Below are 15,280 nucleotides of genomic sequence, written 5' to 3'. Positions count from 1 at the left end.
ATGGAAACTCGTGAAATTTTTATTGTGGAAGAAGATGAATCGCGCTTAGATAAATACCTTTCTCGCGTCTTAAAGGAGACTTTTGACCTATCGAGAACGATGGTCCAACATCTTATTGCCGAAGGTCAAGTTCGTGTTAATGGAGTAACAACCACTATTGCAAAATTAGCTTTAAAAAAAGGTGACGATGTAGAAATTTCTATTCCAGCACCGAAATCTAGTGAATTAAAAGCGCAACCGATTCCTTTGGATATTTTATTTCAAGATGATTATTTACTGGTTTTAAATAAACAAAATAATCTTCCAGTTCATCCCGGAGCAGGGCATCCCGAAAACACTTTGGTTAATGGTTTACTTTATTCAATACCTAATTTAAGCGGCATTGGTGGCATTGAAAGACCGGGGATTGTTCATCGTTTGGATAAACAAACGACAGGAGCAATTCTGATTGCTAAAACCGATCAAGCCCACCGCCGACTTTCAGAGATGATGGCCAACCGTGAAATATATAAAGAATATTGAGGTTTGGTTTGCGGACTTATCAACGAAGAAAAAGGCCGAATTGAGGCTCCAATTGGTCGTCACCCAAATGACCGAAAAAAAATGGCTGTCACCAGTAAAAATGGGAAAAGCGCCATTACCAAATTTGAAGTTTTGGAACGTTATGAAAATGAAGAACTTACGCTTGTTTCGGTCATTTTAGAAACGGGTCGCACTCATCAAATTAGAGTTCACTTTGATTTTATTGGTCACCCAATTCTTAATGACCCCGTTTATGGTCAAAGAAAACCTGAAGCAACCGATTTTGGACAATATCTTCATGCTCATAAATTAGTCTTTAGACACCCAATTACCGATGAGCGAATGGAGTTTACCGCTCCATTACCTCAAGAATTCACTAATAAAATCCAAACCTTGCGGTTAGAAAGGGGTTAATAAATGGTTTTTAAAAATAATTTACTATTCAGTAAAATCCAAGCTAGAAAAACGAATGAAAAATCAAATGACAATGCCAATAATAAGGCAAATAACGATACTAAGTCGCCTCATGATTCATTGTTTGATTTGAAACAAACTACTGGCATTCATAAAGAACTAACCGACTTTAACCAAAAAATGGCGAAGTCGCCTTTAATTGCCACTTGAACCCTATCATTTTTCTTCTTGCTATTACCGGCAATTGCAACGATTGCAGCTATTTTTTTCAAACTTGACCAATGAGAACTTGGGTGAAATTTAATTGGTTTTGAACGTTTAATCACCGGTGGTACTAACCGCTTGCTCACTTTTGATGGTGGCCAATGATGACGCTTCTTAACATATGGTTTTGCAGCTCCTGGCTCAGGAACTCAGTTAAGTATCATTATTCTTATTTTCGGTGGAGCGACCTTCTTTAAAACATTAAAAATTGTTGAAACTCATTTCGGGGTTCGCAAAACATTATTAAGTTTTTTTGGAGCCTATTTAATAGTTGGTTTTTTCATGTCAATTACTTGTCCAGAAGTCATCACTGGTGGTCTTTTTCCAATGCTAGGGATTTTAATTGGTCTCACTCTAGGTGGGTTAGGTACTTCTAAGGAAACAATCCCAACCTATATTCGTTCAAGATTAATGGCGCCATTAATTTGAATGATAATTTTACCGTTATTTAATTTAAATATGGCTGGTGATTATATCCCAATTGTTGTTGGGATGGCGGCCGGAATGGTTATGATGGGGTTCTTAACTATCAAAACTCAATCTCGTTATTCAGTTATCGCTTTCAGTTTTATTTTAGGAGCTTTACTTTTCTTACCATTCATTTTTGCAATTGTACCCCAAAAATATTCGCCTGCGCCAAACCAAACGATTGCGACAGCTATCGACTTCTACCATGAACATAGTTTCCTACCAAATTTAGAGAAAATCTTAGCAAAATTAGGTTGAAATCGTGGTCAAGGAGTAATTATTCTTCGCTAATTTTTTTGGTTATTTAACTAAGAAACCTTAAAATGAAGTTGTGATAAAAATAGAAGAAAAGAAATGAGGTCACATGGTATTACCAAATAAAAATGTTGAGAGTAGCGAACAAAATGAAGGTCTCAAAGAAAAGAAATCACCCATGGCTTCTAAAATTGCTTGCTCATCTTCAAACCAGCAGTCAAAAGGTCGTTGCCACTCCCAAATGAAAGGTTTGAAACGCCAAGATTACTTGCCATGGAATGTTTATTTTATGGCGATGGCTCAGGTTTCAGCGCAACGTAGCAAGGATCCGAATACCCAAGTGGGGGCGGTCGTAGTTAAACCGGCTCAAAAAATTATTGTTTCCACCGGTTATAATGGTTTCCCGCGTGGGGTTAATGATGATTTATTTCCTTGGAATCGTGATGAAAACTGACTAGATAGCAAATATCCTTACGTAGCACATGCAGAACTTAATGCTATCGTGGCTGCTCGAAGCGACCTTACAGGTTGTGAAATATATGTAACTTTATTTCCTTGCAATGAATGTGCAAAGATTATTATTCAATCAGGAATTGCTAAACTCTATTATCTAGAGGATAAATATGCACAAGAACCAAACTTTATTGCTTCAAAAAAGATGCTTGATGCTGCTGGTATTAAGTATGAATCTTTGAATAATGTGGAAGTTGCTGTGAAATGAGAAGTTTAATAATCAGCACCAAAAAGAAACTATCGTGATAATCAAATAAAGGAAGTACGCAAATGAGTTTTAATCGAAAGGCGCCTGCCTATTTAGCTTGAGTCACTAATCCTAATGTGGATCAGGACTATAAAGACGAATTACATAATGCTAGCGATGAAGAATTACTAGCTAATTTCGGAACTGAACTTGAATTTGGAACAGCAGGAATCCGTGGCATCATGGGTGCTGGTCCAGGTCGTTTTAATGATTTTACAATTAAAAAAGTTACTTTAGCTTTAGCTCAATTTTTAAAACAAAAACCAAATATTGACTTAAAACAAGGAGTTGTAATTGGTCATGATAATCGTTATAATTCCCAAAAATTTTCGCAACTCGTTGCGGATATTTTAAGTGCTGAGGATATTCCGAGTTACTTGTTTCCGAATAATGCTATGGAACCTACGCCACTTATCTCCTTTGCAACGAAGAAATTACAAGCGGTTGCCGGTGTAGTGATTACTGCCTCACATAACCCTGCCATTTATAATGGTTATAAAATTTACAATTCGGAAGGGTGCCAACTTTCCGAATCAGAAACTGACCAAATTGCTAAAAACATGGCTAATTTGCCTGATATAATGCATTGGAAATTTACTCCGAAACCAGAACTAATTAAAATTGTTCCGGAGAATATTATTAACGATTATGATGAAATGCTTGACCAATTGCAGTTCTATCCTGATGAAACAGCTTCCAAACAAGATTTGAAAATTGTTTATTCGGCGGTTAATGGCACTGGAAGCGCTTTTACACCTCGCTTATTGCGAAAATATGGTTATACAGTCATTGAGGTACCAGAACATAGTTATGAAGACCCAAGTTTCAAAAACGTTGGTAATCCCAATCCGGAATTTGCCCCCGCTTGAACTTTACCATTGGCATTAGCTAAAAAGGAGCAAGCCGATTTGGTCATCATGAATGATCCTGATGCTGACCGAATCGGGATTGCGGTCCCTAATGATTGCGGTGATTGGATAAGGTTAAATGGAAATGAAACCGGGCCTTTGCTAATTGACTGAAAATTATCAGAACTAGCGAAAGCTGGTCTACTGCCAACTAACCCCGCCTTATACTCAAGTTTTGTGACTTCTGATTTGGGTGACCGCATTGCGGCGGAAACTTATGGAGCCAAAATTATCAAAACCCTTACTGGTTTCAAGTGGATGGGCGGCGAAATTGCGAAAGAGCCAGAACGAAACCTAAATTTTGTCTTTGCTTATGAAGAATCTTTTGGTTATGTTATTGACGACTCGACTCGTGATAAGGATGGTATTCAAGCGGCTATCATGGTTAGTGAACTTGCTTGAATGGCTAAAACCAAATTTCATAAAAGTTTGCTTGATGTTTTAGATGATATTTATCGTAAATATGGTTATTACACGACTGATACTTTGAATTACAACGTGAAGCCAGAGGAAAAAGCCGAGAAGCTTGACCCCATCATGGTCAACCTCCGTAAGCATCCACCTCACGAACTTTGTGGGTTGAAGGTTGTCAAAGTGGAAGATTATCTTCAAGGTCTTTTTAACATGCCATCCCAAAACTTAATGAAGTTTTATTTGGAAGATAAATCATGGATTGCTGTGCGCCCTTCGGGAACTGAACCAAAATTAAAAGTTTATTTTGTAATTGTCGGTGATAGTCCTGAAGATACAAAGCAAAAAGCTGAATGCATTAGTAATGCTTTTAAAACGAAGATGCAAATTAAAATTTAAAAAAGAAATGGTAAGGTAAATTATGACAATTCATATTAGTGCAAAACCTGGAGAAATTGCTGACTTTGTATTAATGCCAGGAGACCCAATTCGGGCAAAAGTAATGGCGGATAAATTTTTACAAAATCCCGTTTTAGTCAATACTACTCGGGGAATGGCAATGTATACTGGTACTTATAAAGGTGTGCCAGTAACAATTGCCGCTTCAGGAATGGGCAACGGCTCAATGGGAATTTATTCCTATGAATTATTTCAGGATTATGGTGTTCAAAACATTATCCGTGTTGGGACAGCCGGTGCTTATAATCCGAACTATAAAAATTACGCTATTTTTAATAGTCGTGATAGTTTTGGAGAAAGTGCCTATCCTAAAATTGTTTTAGGCGAAGATAAAGAAATCATCGAAGCAACGCCGAAATTATTTGAAGCCATTGAAGTCACGGCTCGTGACTTAAATATTCCCACAATCACCGGAAGAGCTCACTCTTCTGATGTGTTTTATCGTGGCGATGACCAAATGGCCTTAGCCAAAACCAAAGGTCTTGATGTTGTGGAAATGGAAACTTATTCTCTTTTCACTAATGCTCAAAAACTCCATCGTAATGCAGCTGGTTTATTTACGATTTCCGATAACCTCGTGACAGGAGAAAAAACGACTCCTGAAGAACGTCAAAATAAATTTGATGAAATGTTCCGCCTCGCTTTAGAAACTGGCGTAAGATTAAACCAAGCAAAAAAATAAAAACTTCAATTTATTAAAAATCACGCCTCGCGTGATTTTTAATAAATAAACAATAAATCAAAGGAGAATCTAAAATGCCTAATAATCTAAGAAATGATAATCTTGTTAAGGTTACTTCACTAGTGGCTAACTTACCAAGAACAACGTTTGTTGGTTTTGAATCTTTATCATCACAAGGCCAAATCATTGCTTTATTTGATGAAGATTGAAAACCAATAAATAAATTAACTGGCCATGGTTGGGTTTTATTAAACAAAACGCCATTTTTTGCTGAAGGGGGAGGCCAAGCGTCAGACCGCGGTTATTTTGAAAAAGATCAACAGCAAATTTCGTTAATAGCAGTCAATAAAGATGTGGTTGCTGGTTACTTCTTTCATAAAGTAGCCACAAATGCTAAAACAGAGTTGGCGATTGGTGATTCCCTAAATGCTTTTGTTGATGAAAAATGGCGCCACGATTCTTCAAAAAATCACTCAGCTCTACATATTACTTGACAAGCGACTTTGAACCAATTAGATCATTTTGTTGATGAGGTCGGTTCAAAATTAAATGGTGATAAATACCAATTACAACTCGCCAATGACCCAAGTCTTACTCCAGAAGTGGCTTGAGAAGCTACCAAGCATGTTAATGAAATTTGAATTCCGGCCAACATTGCTCCCAATATTTTTGAAATTTCTCCAGAGGAGGCAAAGGCAAAAAATTATCTTTATGAATTTACAAAGGTTAATCCCTGAGAATTAGTACGAATTGTTGAGTTTCCTACGATTATTACGGAGCCTTGTAGTGGAACTCATGTCAAGAGCACTAAAGAAATGGAACAAATTTACTTTTTAGATTTTGAGCGCAAGGCTAAAAGTATTGTGATTGATATGACGGCTAATTATGATTTTGCCCAACAATGATTTTTTGACAAACTGGTCACAAAAATCAAAACATTGGTAGATAAAATGCACCAATATCCCCAAATTGATTTTGTTGATATTACCGAAGAATTAATGGGCTTGGAAAAATCGTGAAATTATTTGAGTATTCGAAGAGTAAACGCTTTGGTAAATGACATTACCAAAAGAATTAACCAATTTGAAAAAGAACAGGTCAAATTAATCACTGCTGAAAGTCAAAATCCCGCTAATTGAAATCAGATTTCAAAAGGAGAATTTGTGTTTTGAGAAACTTCGAACCCAAATTTTACTAACAAAATTTTACTTCCTTTGGCTATTAACGAAGTTAAAAAAGCGAACCGACCTTTGGTCTTCTTAAATACCTTTGCATCCGGAGCGAACTGTATTTTGATTAAACCGGCATCCTTGGAAAATGATTTAAAAACTTTAGCGCAAAAACTTTTAACCAAAACTTCCTTAAAAGGTGGAGGACAACCAACCTTAATCCAAATGGTAAGTAATGAACCACTACCAAAACAAGAAATATACAAAATTTTTGAAAAATAAAATCAGCCTTGGCTAACCAAGGCTGATTTTATTTGGCTATTTTTAGTAACCTTTAGAATGATCTTTACCTTCCATGATAGCGACACCACCACTAGTTCCTAATCTTGAAGCACCTTTCTCAATCATGACCAAGGCGTCTTCACGATTGCGGACTCCACCAGCTGCTTTTACTTTGGCCTTATCTTGCACTACCGATTTCATTAAGGCGACACTTTCAGGAGTAGCTCCACCTTTATTGAAACCTGTCGATGTTTTAACAAAGTCGAGACCAGCTTCAAGAGCTAATTCACAGGCTTTAACAATTTCTTTGTCAGTTAAGAGGCAAACCTCTAGAATGACTTTCAAAATCTTTCCTTTTGCTGCCTTTCTCACTGCTTTAAAATCGTTTAAAACATAGTCATAATCACGGTCTTTCAAGGCTCCGATATTCATCACCATATCAATTTCATCAGCCCCTTCAGCAATGGCATCTTTAGTTTCACAAACTTTAGTAGCTGTGGTTTGAGCTCCCAAGGGAAAACCAATCACGGTGGTAATTTCAACATCAGAACCTGCAAGAAGTTTTTTTGCTAAAGCAATCCGGCTTGGATTAACACAAACTGTCGCAAAGTGATAATGTTTCGCTTCATCACAAAGTTTAGTAATTTCTTGCGCAGTGGCTTCTGGTTTTAATAAAGTTTGATCGATATATTTATTCAGTTCCATATTTTTTTCCTCTTCATCTAATTGGCTAACTTTTAAAAAGCAAAACTTAATTGCTCATCATTATTTAACGAGTCAGTGACTTCTAACTCTGTAAAAATCTTTAATTGGGTTTGCGTTACTTGAGTACGCGTTTTTAAATCATTTATTGATTGAAAAAGTTTGACTTCACGCGCCCTAACAATTGATTCGCCCACGGCAATACCAAGTGAGTCAATAACATTAAAGGGAGGGACAATCTTTTTCTTTCCCGATTCTTGGTCATCAATCACCAAGAATCGATCAGCTAAGGATTGGTTAAAGTCAATATTAGTTAATTCAATACCTCGGGCAAGCATTTCTAAAGCCACTTCCAAAGTGATGATTAAATCATTTTCTTTGGTTGAAGTTTGTTTTTGGTTAGCCTTAATTTCAAGTTCATTTAACCGGTCTTTGGTTTTTTGATAACCTGCCATGATAGTTCGTAATTCAAAGGCATCCGAACGTGTAGAGAAGAAAGTGGCATAGTATTCTTCAGGGTAATAGATTTTAAATCACGCAATGCGGTAGGCCATCAAAACATAGGCAGTCGCATGAGCTTTAGGAAACATGTACTTAATTTTTTGACATGATTCAACATATCATTTGGGAACGTTCTTGTTGGTCATTATTTGGATTCATTCTTCTTTCAAACCCTTTCCTTTTCGAACAGATTCCATAATAGTAAAGGCTAGATTTGGTTCTAAACCTTGACGTAAAAGATAAACCATAATGTCATCGCGACAACCAATCACTGTGGAAATATTAGCATGACCTTGGCGAATTAAACTTTGGGCATTTCCTAACCAAACATCAGTCCCATGTGATAAACCAGAAATCTGTACAAGATCAGCAAATGTTTTAGGGTGAGTATCACGAAGCATCCCCCTTACGAAAGGAGTCCCAAATTCTGGTAAACCGATGGCCCCGGTGGTCTCTTTATTAATTTGTTCAGAAGATAGTTTTAAAGCTTCTAATGATGAAAACAAAGAGTAAACCTGGGGATCATTCATAGGAATGGTTATCGGGTCAATACCGGTTAAGTTTCGCAGCATTTTTAAAGCTGTTGGATCAACATGACCAAGGACATCCATTTTCAATAAGTTATCGTGAATTGAATGGAAATCAAAGTGGGTTGTTTTTCAATCACTATTGAGGTCATCGGCCGGATAATTGACTGGTGTAAAATCCTCAATCTCATATTGTTGAGGTAAGATAATTACTCCACCGGGGTGTTGACCAGTCGTGCGTTTTACTCCGGTTGCTAAACCAGCGAGACGCTCTATTTCGACTTTACGATATGGTGTCTCAAGACCGTGTCGTTCTTCAAAAAAGTTTTTGACATAACCAAAAGCTGTTTTATCGGCCACTGTTGAAATCGTTCCGGCCCTAAAGACGTTGTTTTCACCAAACATTTGTTTAATAAAATCATGTGCACGAGCTTGATATTCTCCAGAAAAATTTAGATCAATATCAGGGACTTTGTCACCATCAAAACCTAAAAAAGTTTCAAACGGAATATCGTGGCCATCACCAAGTAATGGCTCTTGGCAGTTAGGGCAAATGGCCTTCGGCAGGTCATAACCACAAACAATATCCTTAGGAGTATCAAAGTTAGAATAGCAACAAATTGGACAACGATAGTGAGCCTTGAGTGGATTGACCTCAGTAATTTCACTAGCACGAGCGACGAATGAAGAACCAACGCTACCACGTGAACCAACTAAATAACCATCTTGAAGGCTTTGTTCTACTAACTTATGAGAAATTCAATAAATCACCGCAAAACCATGTTTAATAATTGAATTTAGTTCTAGTTCTAAGCGTTCTTCGACAATTTTTGGTAACGGGTTACCATAAAGTCGATGCGATATTTCGTAACATTTTTTGCGGAGTAATTCGTCGACGTTTTCGATTTTTGGATCATAGGTACCACTACGGACTGGACTAATGTCCAAATCAACCTCATTAGCAATTTTGCGTGGATTAGTTAAGACAATTTCTTTAATTAGTTCATTATCACCTAACCACTCAAAATCCTTTAACATTTCTACAGTAGTTCGCAAATGTTGGTCAGGATAATCGGTTACCCGGTGCTTAAAGTCATAGAGAGGATGGTTTGTTCCTCCCAGTCCTTTGGAATTAATGTAAACCTCGCGAATAATTTTCATTTCCGGATCTAAGTAATGAGCATCACTAGTAGCGACCACTAGTTTCCCGATTTTTTGGGCTGTTTCAATAATTACTTTCAAGGTTCGTTCAAGTTCAGTTGCGTCCAAAGTATCGTTTTGTAAAAGATTCTTATAAACACTTTTGGGTTGGACCTCAATGTAATCATAAAAGGCCATGCTTTTTGCTAACTGGTCTAATGTGCTCGTTCGTGCCAAATCAAATATTTCACCATTAACGCAACCACTTCCAAGCAATAAATTACCCTTTTGATGATAAGTGGCTAAGTCATCTTTAAACACCTTCGGTACCCCGAGAAGTGTCTTGGTATGCGACGTGGAAACTAATTTATATAGGTCTTTAATACCCGCTTGATTTTTAGCAAGAATGGAAACATGGAAGCCACGAGTTTTGACATAATTCATGTTTCGCTTCAAATTTTCTGGGGCAACCAAATTTCAATCTTCATCTTTAATTAGAGGAAGTTGTTGTTTGGCTTCGTTCCACATTCGCTCAAATACATCAGTCAAAACATCGGCATCGTAATCACCACGGTGAGCGACTCGTTCATCATAGATGATGCCAGTTTTTTTAGCAACAGTTCCTAACCGGTAATTTTTTAAATCAGGATAAAAAGCCCGGGCAATTGCTAAAGTATCGATAACAGTATTTGTTAAGGGTTCATAACCAAAGCGTTGGGCCAGGGCTTGAAGGAAAGTGAAGTCAAAGGTGGCATTGTGGGCAACTAAAATTGCCCCTTCGATAAGTGTCAAAATTTTTGGAAAAACCGCTTCAATGCTAGGGCAATTAGCAAGCATTTCGTCGGTAATTTTTGTTAATTCAATGGTAAAAGCTTTTAAAGGTTTAGTCGGTTTAATCAACCAATCAATACGTTCTCGAGTCCCAGTTTGGTAATCGTAAACCGAGGCCCCGAATTCAATCACTTCGTCAAACTCTGGCGATAATCCGGTTGTTTCTAAATCGAAAACTACATATTTTGCTTGGTTTAAAATATGCCCTTGTGGATTTCGGACATAATCGACCCCCCGATTCAAAACAACAAATTCAGAACCATAAATCAGTTTTAATGGATCTTTATTAATTTGTTTGCGTTGTTTATTAATTTGTTTAATTTTTTGAAAGGCTTCAGGGAAAACCTGCACATTAGTGTGGTCGGTAATGGCAATAGCTGGTCAATCTCATTGGTCGGCTCTTTCTAAATAATCACTCGCACTACTAACACCATCCATAGGTGACATTTTAGTATGAACATGAAGCTCAACTCGTTTATCATCTGTAGAATCTTGTCGAATTTTTTTGGTTTTTTGGATTTTCGTAAATCGGTCAATAGTAAAAGTGGTTTCGTTATCAAAAGTTGATCACCCAGTACGTCCACGGAGGGCTACTCAATCACCTTCTTGAATTGTTTCTGCTTGTGCTCCATTTTCTGGGATATCAAAAGCACATGTTTCTTGATCACGACCAAAGTAGGTCGCCTTAATTGATGATTTATAATCAGTGATGATTAGTGAATAAATTTGTCGACCTGTTTTTGATTTCCGAATTTCTAACTTACTCACTTCCCCATGTATAACAACATTTTGGGCATTTTCTTCTAAATCTAGAAGTGATTCGTAACTTTGGGTTCAATCATTAGATACTATTCTTTTCTTAAAGATTGGTTTACTAGATTGTCCTTCCGGAGTAATCAAGTTAGTTTGACTAACTTGATTCATTGTCAAAGATGTAGCTTGGTAGTTCTTTTCGATATCTTCTAACGGATCAGGGGCTTCACGAAGAGAACTTTTCACTTGCAATTGGTTTAAACCAATTTGATGAAGTTTATTTTCTAGATAGGTTAACTCGGATGCTAAGTTTTTTTCTTCCTTTTTATCATGGAAGAAGAATGTTAGCTCTTGGTTTTCGTGGTTAAATTGGCCATTACTAGCACTAATCAGCTCTCAACCCGGATTGAATAACTGCGATTTCTTATTTTTAATGAAATCAACATATTGTCACAGTGTAGTTTCATCAGTTAAAGACTTATCAATTGTGAATAAGAATTTAGTTTTTAGAATCGCCTTAGTTGAAGCATCAGCCAATTCTTCTAGAAATGAAAGAGGTAAAAAGTCAGTTGTTGCGATGTCAAAATAAACCTTTTTCTTGGCCTTATTACCGCGAGGCTTACTTGTTAAGGTACTAACCTTGAAAATATTTTTTGCTTCCTCAGTTAAAGGAATTTTTAAATCCTCAATAAATGTTAATAAATCTTTTTCCATTCTAGCCTCCAATTAAATCCTTGATTGTCACAATAATAAATAGTAAGAGCATAAAGCTCACGCCAACGGCCGTAATCCCAATTTTAACTTTAGAGTTAATTTCCTTTTTCCGCGCTTTTTCTCATCATGCTTCACAAAATTTATAACCATCTAAAGGTGGAAAGGGTAAAAAGTTGAACATGAAAAGATTAGCACTAATCGCCCCCATGCCTAATAAAAAACTAGCTGGAGTCGTCACGTTAGTGGTTTGAGAACTCCCCTTTACTAAGCCAACTGGACCACTCAGAGCATGAATATTTCCCTTGAATATTTGACCAAACGCCTTTAATAAACCTAAACTATCTTGGCCCACTTGGCGTCAACCAGCTCGATAGGCTTCTTGACGGGTTAGAAAATAACGTGTAGGAGCCATAATTCCTACGGTCGTATTTTTCCCTTGAATTTGTCAATCATCTGGTTTTGATAATTGGGTCCATTTGCCTGAACTTACTTGTGAAGATTTAACTTTATGATTTTGATAGTCGAAATTAAGGTAATTAAATTTAATGCGCAAATCTTTTTGTTCTTGATAAATATCTTTTTGGAAATTATCAATAAATTTATAAACAATGTTGCTATAAATCGGCAGTTGCTCAGCAGTGCCAAATTCTGCTTTATCACGAAGCTCACCCTTGGTATCATAAACTTCATAACCCAAAAGAATGTATCCCTGATCATCAATGTCTTCTTGGCCCTCTTGTTCTTTGATGAGTTTATATGCTATCCCTGTTGAAGCTAAACGTTGACCATAAAAACCCATATCGTTGGGTTTAGCCAAAGTAGCCATAAAAACTGTCGTCACGATTAAAATGGCAGTTCCCAAATTAACAAGTGGACCGGCCAAAATAAAAAGACTTCGCTTTCAGGTTGGCAACGCTTCCATCTTACGGTTTTCTGGTACGATTTCTTCTTCGCGACCTTTGGGAGGATCTACGGCTTCCATCGCAATGGAAACAAACCCCCCTAATGGTAAGAGGCGAATAGAAAACCAAGTCTCTTTACCTTTAAAAGTTAATAATCGTGGCCCAAACCCTAAAGCGAATTCATAAACATAGGCCCCACTTCATTTAGCAACACAAAAATGCCCCAGCTCATGGAGGGTAACAATGAAGAGCAAACTTCCTAAACTCAAAAGTAAAGTAAAAACAATGGTCATAGTGCTAAATCCTTATGGTGTTTATAATGATGGCAAACCTTAACAAGCAAAAATATTTTTCTTAATTATAGGAATGAGTTAAATAAACAAAGTAATAATAAAGAATAAGAAGAAAGTGAAGACAAATGAATCAAGACGATCTAAGACACCACCATGACCAGGAATCAGATTCGAAAAGTCCTTAATTTTAGCAGTACGTTTGACTAGACTAAATAGTAAATCACCACATTGGGCTCAAATGGTAATAACTAGAGTTAATAAACCTAAGAAAATACCAGGTAAGGCCGGATTGTGATTATTATTCATTAAACTTTGGAACGAAACAACGAATGGGCCCACTTGATGGTCAGGCACCAAATAAAAGGTTAAAACACTTACAATTGTGCCGATGATAAAGGCCATGGCACAACCAATAATAGCTCCTTCTCAAGTTTTCTTGGGACTAACTACGGGCGCCAACTTATGTTTACCTCAAAGCATTCCTCCGATATAACTAAAACTATCAGTTAAGATGACTGTGCCTCAGATTCAAATAATAGTCATGAAACCATATTTAGGCGCTAATTCACTTCCTGAACCGACAACTGCCAACGAAATATTAGAAAAGCCTTTCATGCCAAAGATAACCAATAAACCAAAAGCGGCTAGTTCCAAACCTTTGATAACCGATTTAGTTGCGGCAAAAGCACCGACAACCATCATTAAAATTATATAAACCAATAGGCAAAGCAAACTTTGTCACCAACTAAACCAATTAGCAATTTTTCAATCACGATAAATCGGAAAAGCAGTATTAGTTTGAAAAAATGGAAAAACAAAAAGACCGAGTGTCATGAGGATAACAATCGTTAAGTATCATCATTCCTTAATTCCAAATGCTCTTGTTAACTCATAGGTCATGGCAGCGGTAATGATGACCATGATGACGCAAAAGGCATAATTGGTTGCTGTTAAATTAACATTTAACTTTCATTCAGCCGCTTCTGTGGAGAGAATTAGTAAAACTAAAATCACTGCTAAAATCAACAATAGACCGAGTGTTGACAACAAGCGAATTTTTAAATTATTTCGTTGGTTGAGGTTCAATTTATTGGTGACAATTTTCTTTTTTGTAGGTGGCATAAGACTCCTTAAACTTTTCTAATTTTAACATTCTTTATAAAGTTCCTTTTTCATTTTCATTAACAAGGGAAACTAAAAAACAAAACACAACCCCGGTGTTTTGTTTTTTAGTTTTGAGGTTTAACAATAATGAGTTCACGGGGTGAACTTGTTAGCCGTTGTGAACCAGTATTGGTAATAAGAAAATCATCCTCAATTCTGACTCCACCAACTCCAGGAATATAAATTCCCGGTTCTACGGTAACAACCATCCCGGGCTCCAAGATGCTTTGCGAACTCGCATTTTCATAAGGTTCTTCATGAATTTCAATTCCCATTCCATGACCTAAGCCATGAGTGAAGTATTCACCATAACCGGCTTCTGAAATATAGTTAGCTACAGCGCGGTGGACATCACCAGCATTTTGGCCAGCTTTCAAAAGTGAAATACCTAAACTTTGTGCTTCAAAAACCGTTTCATAGATTTTCTTTAATTCTGGAGTTACATTGCCTAAGGCAAACGTTCTAGTTTGATCTGAGACATACCCATTGGCATAGCAACCCATATCCAAAGTGACCAAATCGCCATTTTCTAATAATTTATTAGTTGGAACTGCATGAGGTTTAGAACCATTTTGACCACTAGCCACAATAGTATCAAAACTTAATTTATCTGCTCCGTGTTTTAGGAAAGAATCACTTACAAATCTAGCTAAATCTTTTTCGCTAATTCCAGGTTTTACTCATTTTATAACATCTTGGAAAACAGCGTCGGTAATGTCGCAAGCTTTTTGAATTTGAGCTACTTCTCAATCGCTTTTGACTTCGCGTCATTTTTCAGTATTGACAGGCACTAAATGTTGTTTAGGAAGTAACTTCGTTCAATTTTCAAAGGTGACATAAGTCACTCAATCACTTTCAAAACCAAGTTTATTAATATTTTGACTTGCTAAAATCTGAGCTATTTTTCTTCATGTTTGGTTATCTAACAGGACAATTTTATCAATATTTATTAACGATTTATTTTCTCTAGCAGCTGTAATATAGCGACCATCCACAAATAGATAATTTTCTTCTGGAGTTACCAAAATGTAACCTAACGATGAAGGAAAATGGGAAAACCAGTAACGGTTTTGTGGAGAATAAAGGAGCATAGCCTTCAAATCTTTATTTGCTAAATTCGCTTGGATTATTTTTTTTATCATCGATTTTGATCCTTCTT

The 15,280-nt window shown here is 36.7% G+C and carries 11 protein-coding genes; 6 read left to right on the top strand and 5 right to left on the bottom strand.

The genetic code is table 4. The features are described from left to right. The 6 genes from EFREU_RS02510 to EFREU_RS02485 all read left to right on the top strand — a co-directional run bounded on the left by EFREU_RS02510 (nucleotide 1) and on the right by EFREU_RS02485 (nucleotide 6,594). Nucleotides 1-936 carry an RluA family pseudouridine synthase gene (locus EFREU_RS02510; RefSeq protein ID WP_100609519.1) on the top strand — a complete coding sequence of 312 codons (936 nt, stop codon included), beginning with the start codon at nucleotides 1-3 and terminating at the stop codon, nucleotides 934-936. A gap of 3 nt (nucleotides 937-939) precedes the next feature. Further along, entirely contained in the window at nucleotides 940-1,959 is a 1,020-nt protein-coding gene (locus EFREU_RS02505) for a hypothetical protein (protein WP_100609517.1), read from the top strand. Between the two features lie 205 nt (nucleotides 1,960-2,164). Next, nucleotides 2,165-2,653: a deoxycytidylate deaminase gene (locus EFREU_RS02500; RefSeq protein WP_198507972.1), complete on the top strand. Its 489-nt coding sequence runs from the start codon at nucleotides 2,165-2,167 to the stop codon at nucleotides 2,651-2,653. Between the two features lie 53 nt (nucleotides 2,654-2,706). Beyond that, the gene (locus EFREU_RS02495) at nucleotides 2,707-4,401 is read left to right on the top strand and encodes a phospho-sugar mutase (RefSeq protein ID WP_100609516.1); all 1,695 of its coding nucleotides are present in this window, start codon (nucleotides 2,707-2,709) and stop codon (nucleotides 4,399-4,401) included. 22 nt (nucleotides 4,402-4,423) lie between these two features. Next, a complete protein-coding gene (locus tag EFREU_RS02490; RefSeq protein WP_100609515.1) occupies nucleotides 4,424-5,143 on the top strand; it encodes a purine-nucleoside phosphorylase in 720 nt (239 codons plus the stop codon). A gap of 74 nt (nucleotides 5,144-5,217) precedes the next feature. Beyond that, nucleotides 5,218-6,594, top strand: coding sequence for an alanine--tRNA ligase-related protein (locus EFREU_RS02485; RefSeq protein WP_100609514.1), 1,377 nt, complete (start codon nucleotides 5,218-5,220; stop codon nucleotides 6,592-6,594). Nucleotides 6,595-6,636: 42 nt separating this feature from the next. On the opposite strand, the gene deoC is transcribed toward EFREU_RS02485, so the two are convergent. From deoC to EFREU_RS02460, 5 genes are all read right to left on the bottom strand, one after another. Next, nucleotides 6,637-7,299, bottom strand: a complete 663-nt coding sequence (gene deoC, locus EFREU_RS02480) for a deoxyribose-phosphate aldolase (RefSeq protein WP_100609513.1) — start codon at nucleotides 7,297-7,299, stop codon at nucleotides 6,637-6,639. 32 nt (nucleotides 7,300-7,331) lie between these two features. After that, nucleotides 7,332-11,762: a PolC-type DNA polymerase III gene (locus tag EFREU_RS02475; protein ID WP_100609512.1), complete on the bottom strand. Its 4,431-nt coding sequence runs from the start codon at nucleotides 11,760-11,762 to the stop codon at nucleotides 7,332-7,334. A 1-nt stretch (nucleotide 11,763) separates the two neighbouring features. Then, nucleotides 11,764-12,957 (bottom strand): site-2 protease family protein, encoded by a 1,194-nt coding sequence (locus tag EFREU_RS02470; protein WP_100609511.1) that lies wholly within the window; start codon nucleotides 12,955-12,957, stop codon nucleotides 11,764-11,766. A 78-nt stretch (nucleotides 12,958-13,035) separates the two neighbouring features. Next, complete coding sequence (locus tag EFREU_RS02465) at nucleotides 13,036-14,079, bottom strand: phosphatidate cytidylyltransferase (protein ID WP_100609510.1); 1,044 nt, start codon at nucleotides 14,077-14,079, stop codon at nucleotides 13,036-13,038. Nucleotides 14,080-14,186: 107 nt separating this feature from the next. Further along, a complete protein-coding gene (locus EFREU_RS02460; RefSeq protein WP_100609509.1) occupies nucleotides 14,187-15,263 on the bottom strand; it encodes a M24 family metallopeptidase in 1,077 nt (358 codons plus the stop codon). Nucleotides 15,264-15,280: the final 17 nt, after the last annotated feature.

Source organism: Entomoplasma freundtii (assembly GCF_002804205.1).
Lineage (GTDB): Bacteria > Bacillota_I > Bacilli_A > Mycoplasmatales > Mycoplasmataceae > Williamsoniiplasma > Williamsoniiplasma freundtii.
The sequence above is the reverse complement of the archived record's forward strand: the minus strand, read 5'-3'. Positions and strand labels throughout refer to the sequence as shown.